This window comes from Pseudoduganella sp. RAF53_2 (genome assembly GCF_052113985.1).
Classification (GTDB): Bacteria; Pseudomonadota; Gammaproteobacteria; order Burkholderiales; family Burkholderiaceae_D; genus Rugamonas.
The window spans coordinates 1-5,557 of the sequence record NZ_JBFRDW010000399.1 but is presented as its reverse complement, the minus strand read 5'-3'; the positions used below and the strand labels follow the sequence as shown (position 1 = coordinate 5,557).

General features: G+C 62.6%; 6 protein-coding genes. 4 read left to right on the top strand and 2 right to left on the bottom strand.

Features of this window, described 5'->3' with window-relative positions; all coding sequences use genetic code 11:
* Window positions 1–2 precede the first annotated feature (2 nt).
* Window positions 3–980: a diguanylate cyclase gene (locus AB4Z11_RS21220; RefSeq protein ID WP_442027492.1), complete on the top strand. Its 978-nt coding sequence runs from the start codon at window positions 3–5 to the stop codon at window positions 978–980.
* 50 nt (window positions 981–1,030) lie between these two features.
* On the opposite strand, the gene AB4Z11_RS21215 is transcribed toward AB4Z11_RS21220, so the two are convergent.
* A complete protein-coding gene (locus AB4Z11_RS21215; RefSeq protein ID WP_442027491.1) occupies window positions 1,031–1,567 on the bottom strand; it encodes a DUF5610 domain-containing protein in 537 nt (178 codons plus the stop codon).
* A gap of 49 nt (window positions 1,568–1,616) precedes the next feature.
* Between AB4Z11_RS21215 and sbcB the strand changes: the two genes are divergently transcribed.
* On the top strand, window positions 1,617–3,062 hold the full coding sequence (gene sbcB / locus AB4Z11_RS21210; protein WP_442027489.1) for an exodeoxyribonuclease I: 1,446 nt from the start codon (window positions 1,617–1,619) through the stop codon (window positions 3,060–3,062).
* Window positions 3,063–3,143: 81 nt separating this feature from the next.
* Here the strand turns inward: sbcB and pyrF are convergent, their stop codons facing one another.
* Window positions 3,144–3,962: an orotidine-5'-phosphate decarboxylase gene (gene pyrF, locus AB4Z11_RS21205; protein WP_442027488.1), complete on the bottom strand. Its 819-nt coding sequence runs from the start codon at window positions 3,960–3,962 to the stop codon at window positions 3,144–3,146.
* A 122-nt stretch (window positions 3,963–4,084) separates the two neighbouring features.
* On the opposite strand from pyrF, the gene AB4Z11_RS21200 reads away from it, so the two are divergent.
* Window positions 4,085–4,678 (top strand): LemA family protein, encoded by a 594-nt coding sequence (locus tag AB4Z11_RS21200; protein ID WP_442027486.1) that lies wholly within the window; start codon window positions 4,085–4,087, stop codon window positions 4,676–4,678.
* 243 nt (window positions 4,679–4,921) lie between these two features.
* The coding region (locus AB4Z11_RS21195; RefSeq protein WP_442027493.1) for a TPM domain-containing protein at window positions 4,922–5,557 on the top strand (636 nt) is incomplete at its 3' end.

Here is a 5,557-nt window from a genome sequence, read left to right as displayed (position 1 = left end):
TCTTGAAACTGATCAGCAACTTCGGCGCCTCTTCCCATACGATCCGCGACCTGCAGCTCTTCCGCGACACGGACGAAGCCGAGGTCTTGCCCCTGCTGGCGGGCTGCCCTGTCATGCAGGTCGAGGAAGGCGAAACCGTATCCGATCCGCAGCGCGCGCGGCTCTACATCGTGCTGCGCGGCGCGCTCACGGTCGCTGCCGACACGCGCACCGGCATGAACGATGGCACCGTCAGCAAGGTCCTGCCGGGTGAAAGCGTGGGCGAGCAGTCGGTGCTGGACGAGGAAGCCAGTCTGCAGCACATCACCGCGCTGGAGCCCAGCGAACTGTTGCTGCTGGAAGCGGATCTGGTGTGGCAGTTGATCGATTCCTGCAATGGCGTGGCGCGCAATCTGCTGCGCATGCTGTCCTTCCGCATCCGCGCCGCCAATGCCCAGTTGCGGCGGCGCCAGAAACTGGGGGAGTTCTATCGCCAGCTGTCGATGGTGGATGGCCTCACCAGTCTTTACAACCGCGCCTGGCTCAACGACCTGCTGCCCAGCCTGATCGCCACGGCGCACGACACGCAATCGCCGCTGTCGCTGATCATGCTGGATATCGACCACTTCAAGCGCTTCAACGATTCGCACGGGCACTTGCAGGGCGATCAGGCGCTTCGCACCGCTGCGGGCGTGCTGAGCGGCGCGCTGCGTCCCACGGATTATGCGGTGCGCTACGGTGGCGAGGAGATGATGGTGGTGCTGCCGGATACGCCGGAGAATGTCGCTATTTCCGTTGCCGAGCGCCTGTGCGAACGCATGCAGAGGGCGATCGTGTTCCGCGACATGCGCTTGCCGCTGCCGCATATCACGGCCTCATTTGGGGTGGCGAGCCTGGAGAACGGGCAGGACGATCATGCGCTGATCGCCAATGCGGACGCAGCGCTCTACCGCGCCAAGGAAGCCGGCCGCAACCGCGTCGCGGTCCACGGCGGCCCATGACGGACCCCGCGACCGCAGTGCGCGTAGGGCGGGTCATTGACCCGCCGGCTTTATGCATTGTCGGTTGACGGTGTCTGCGCTTTGGCGAAATCGTCGAAGCCCTTCATGACCAGGTCATAGGTCTTGTCGATATTCGACGCGATATCCCCGCCCAGCACATTCAAGCCTTTGAGAATATCGCGCGCCTCGCTGAAGCCTTTTTCCACGCCGCTCTTGATGGTATCCATGAACTTGCTGAGCGCTTCGTCGCCTTCCATGCCGGGGTGCTGGTCCTTGAACGCGCTGAAGAAAGCGGTTGTCATCGACACAATACGCCCCGCCGTGCCATCCGGCGTATTGTCCTGCCCCATGGCGTTTTGAATCGCATCCGGTCCGAAATCGGATTGCAGCTGCTCGTTGATGCTATTGATCGCCGACTTGTACACCAGCGACAGCGGATCGCTGGAAGAATTCAGGGAGATCGAGGCCGATTGCTGCAAGATCGACACATTCAGCTGCATCTTCGCCTTTTGCGCCGTGTTGACCTGGGTATCCGTATTGGTCTGAGCGGGCGTCGTGCGCGTATTGAGGGAAACTGGATTTGACACAATAACCTCCTTGCCTCAGCATTCGGTAACGAGAATTCTTCACCGCACCATGAGTAACCACACCTTCCTTTGGCACGACTATGAAACCTTTGGCGCCGTTCCGCGCCGCGACCGTCCAGCCCAGTTCGCCGCCATCCGCACCGACGCGGAACTGAACGAAATTGGCGAGCCGATCATGCTGTTCTGTCAGCCCGCCAACGACTTCCTGCCGGACCCGGTCGCCTGCCTGATCACCGGCATCACGCCCCAGCAGTGCCTGGAGCAAGGTGTGCCCGAACATCAGTTTGCGGCCACCATCGAGAAAGCCTTTTCCGAGCCCRGCACCATTGGCGTCGGTTACAACACGATCCGCTTCGACGATGAAGTCACGCGCTTCCTTTTCTGGCGCAACCTGATCGATCCTTACGCCCGCGAATGGCAAAACCAGTGCGGCCGCTGGGACTTGCTGGACGTGGTACGGATGACTTACGCCCTGCGCCCCGAAGGCATCGAGTGGCCTACCCATGATAACGGCAAACCAAGCTTCAAGCTTGAACACCTGACCAAGGCTAACGGTCTGGTGCACGAAGCGGCGCACGATGCGCTGTCGGACGTGCGCGCCACCATTGCGCTGGCCCGCCTGATCCGCCAGAAAAATCCGCGTCTGTTCGATTTCTGCCTGGCGCTGCACAAGAAAGAACGCGTGGCCGACGAGATCGGCATGCACGTGGCGCCGGCGCTGCGCCAGCCTTTCCTGCACGTATCCGGCATGTTCCCGGCCGAGCGCGGCTGCCTGGCCCTGGTGTGGCCGCTGGCGGGACATCCGACCAACAAGAACGAGCTGCTGGTGTGGGATTGCACTTACGATCCGCGCGAGCTGTTCGAGCTGGATGCCGACACCATCCGCACCCGCCTGTTCACCCGTGCCGAAGCGCTGCCTGAAGGCATGACGCGCTTGCCGATCAAGAGCATTCACCTCAACAAGTCGCCAATGCTGGTGTCCAACCTAAAGACGCTGCGTCCGGAAATGGCGCAGCGCTGGGGCATCGATCTGGAACTGGGACACGAATACGCGCGCTATGCCGCCGCGGGACGCGATATGACGGCGATCTGGGAAGAAGTGTTCCATCGTCCTGCCGGCGAGCCGGCGGATGTGGATGAGGACCTGTACGGCGGCTTTGTCGGCAATGGCGACCGCCGTTTGCTGGAATCGCTGCGCCGCGAGCCACCGGCCAAGCTGGCTACGGCTTCGCCGCATTTCTCGGATGAGCGTTTAGGCGAGCTGCTGTTCCGCTACCGCGCACGCAATTTCCCGCAAACGCTCACAGAAGAGGAAATGCAGCACTGGGAAGAGCATCGCGCCGCACGCCTGTACGATGGCGCGGGCGGTGCGCGCACGGTGGATGATCTGTTTGCAGAGATCGACCAGCTGCAAGGGGAAGCCGACGAGCGCGGTGAACAAATCCTGGCCGCGCTGTACGACTACGTCGAAATGATCGCGCCGGAGCGCTACTAAGGGCACGGCGGGTCGAATGACCCGCCCTACCAGGCTTCGAAACGACGCGTAGGGCGGATCATCGATCCGCCGCTCGCAGCACTATCGGTACTGGTTGATTGCGTCGCGAGTTTCCTGTGCGACGCGGCGCGCGGCAGCGGCAAAATCCTCACCCGCCTGCTGCGGCGCGTACAAAATCGCGCGGGACGAGTTAATCATCATCCCCGTGCCATTGGCCGTGCGGCCCGACTTCACGGTCGCTTCCACATCGCCGCCCTGCGCGCCGACGCCCGGCACCAGCAGCGGCATATCGCCCACAATCGCGCGTACCTGCGCCAGCTCTTCCGGGAAGGTCGCGCCGACGACCAGCGCACACTGGCCGTTCGCATTCCATTTTTCGGCCACCAGACGCGCCACGTGCTGATACAGCGGCTTGCCATCCACCTGCAGGAACTGCAGATCCGAACCACCCGGATTCGAGGTGCGGCACAGCACGATCACGCCGCGGTCCGTCCATTCCATATAAGGCTCAACCGAGTCGGAACCCATGTAAGGGCTGACGGTCACGGCATCCGCGCCGTAGCGATCGTAAGCTTCGCGTGCGTACTGCTTGGCGGTGGCGCCGATGTCGCCGCGCTTGGAGTCCAGGATCAGTGGGATGTGCGGGTAGTTCTCACGCGCATAAGCGCAGATCTCTTCCAGCTGGCGCTCGGCGCTGAGTGCCGCGAAGTAGGCGATCTGCGGCTTGAAGGCGCAGGCCAGATCGGCAGTGGCGTCGATGATCTCGGTGCAGAACTTGTAAATTCCGTTCGGATCGTTCTGGAACTGGGCAGGCAGGCGGGCCATGTCGGGATCGAGTCCGACACACAGCAGCGAATGATTGGTTTCCCAGGCGGCGGTCAGTTTTTGGATGAATGTCATGGCTAGCCCTTTAATTTTTTTACGCAAACCCTACATTATAGCTTGCACGCTATGTGCCTCACCGCACACCGGCGAACCCTGCTTTGCGTGTATATTCCGATAATAAAACTTCGGGAGCGACCATGCGTATCTTTCAGTGGCTTGTGGCAGCCCTGCTGGCGGTAGCACTGTCGGGTTGCGGCTATAACGAATTCCAGGGCAAGGACGAATCGGTGAAGGCCGCCTGGGGCGAGGTGGTCAATCAGTACCAGCGCCGGGCCGACCTGATTCCCAATCTCGTCAACACGGTCAAAGGCTATGCCACRCACGAGCGCGAAACGCTGGAGGCGGTGACCAAGGCGCGCGCCCAGGCCACCAGCATTCAGGTGACGCCGGAAGTGCTGAACAATCCCGCGGCTTTCCAGAAGTTCCAGCAGGCGCAAGGCGAACTGACGTCGGCCCTGTCGCGGCTCATGGCCGTGTCGGAGCGCTATCCGGACCTGAAGGCGGATACCAGCTTCCGCGATCTGCAGTCCCAGCTTGAGGGCACGGAAAATCGCATCACGGTGGCACGGCAGCGCTATATTGCAGCGGTCCAGGACTACAACACCTTCGCGCGGCGCTTCCCCAATAATCTGACGGCCAAGATGTTCGGTTACGACATCAAGCCGAGCTTCCAGGTTGAGAATGAGAAGTCCATCTCGACTGCACCGACTGTGGACTTCGGCAAGAAGTAAGGAGTTTTCGTCATGGCGACTTCGCCCTCTCCTCCTGACCGCGATCCATCCGATGCGCGCGCGAGCTGGCGTGCGCGAGGGGGAGGCAAGGCTGAGGAGCGCGAAGCCGAGGCACTGACCGATCCCCTGCTGGATCGCAGCAGTTCACGCCGCGACCGCAACGCCTGGCGGCGCTCGCGGCGCGCGCAGGTGCTGGCGTCCTTACGCGGCGGCGGCCCCTTGCGCTCGCCGATTGCACGGATGATGCTGGCGATTGTGGTTGTACTGTTTCTGCTGCTGGCCGTGTCTCTTGCCCGCGCTGCCGTTGGTTCGGACGGCTTCGTCGCCGTGCCGCCCTACTCCGCACGCGTTACCGACCAGATAGGCATGCTGACCACCCAGCAGCGCAGCGCGCTGGAGGGTGTGCTGGCCGATTACGAAGCGCGCTCGGGCAGCCAGATTGCGGTGCTGCTGGTATCCAGCACTGCGCCGGAGGCGATTGAGCAGTACAGCATCCGCGTGGCCGAGGCCTGGAAGCTGGGGCGCAAGGGTATTGCTGATGGCGTGCTGCTGCTGGTCGCCAAGGACAATCCTTCGTCCTTGCGCCGCTTGCGTATTGAGTCGGGTCGCGGCGTGCAGGGCTCCCTGACCGACGCACAATCCAAACGCGTTTTGCAGGATGTGATTGCGCCGCATTTCCGCCAGAGCGACTGGTATGGCGGGCTTGTAGCAGGCGTCAGCGCGATTCAGACCTTGATCGACAAGGAACACTTGCCAGCGCCTGCGGGCGCCGCCAACCGCGCCGGCGCGCCGGCAGGCGCGTCGTCCGGGGCGCCATCCACCGCAGGCGCCGCTGACGTGGACGCAACGCCCGGCGCGAGCGGTACCGCTGGCCTCGGC